The organism is Mesorhizobium sp. M2A.F.Ca.ET.067.02.1.1 (assembly GCF_004023285.1).
Lineage (GTDB): Bacteria > Pseudomonadota > Alphaproteobacteria > Rhizobiales > Rhizobiaceae > Mesorhizobium.
In genome coordinates this window covers 1-392 of the sequence record NZ_RZSB01001487.1, presented here as the reverse complement: position 1 = coordinate 392, position 392 = coordinate 1, and the positions used below count along the sequence as shown (strand labels likewise).

The 392-nt window shown below is 64.3% G+C and carries 1 protein-coding gene; it reads right to left on the bottom strand.

What is annotated here, in order from left to right; genetic code table 11:
* The coding region (locus EOA28_RS39435) for a hypothetical protein (protein ID WP_210215006.1) at positions 1 to 392 on the bottom strand (392 nt) is incomplete at both ends.

The following is a 392-nucleotide window of genomic DNA, read 5'->3' as shown; positions in this document are numbered from 1 at the left end:
GAGCTGATCGATGATCTTGATTCCCTCCGCGTCGCCGAGCTGGCCAAGCAGTCCCATCTGCTCGTCGAGGACGGCCTCGAAGCCTCCCTTCAGCATCGCTTCGCCAAGCGCGTCCGGATAGCGCTTGCGCCTGGTGGCGGCGAGTATCAGATCGGCGAAGGTCCGGTGACCGAGATACGGCCTCAGGTTGTCCCACGCGAAGGCAAACACTCGCTGCCTCTTGCGAGAGGTGTCCTGCGGCACGCGGTGTCGGGCGACGCATCGCGCGATGATCGAGCCCGGGGACGAGAGTAGATACTCCGCCAGCGCGACGAGTTCGGCGTGGGAGATATGGAAGATCTGACCGAGCGTTTGCCAGTCCTTCGCCTTGGCACCTCGGCTCGCCCTAGAGG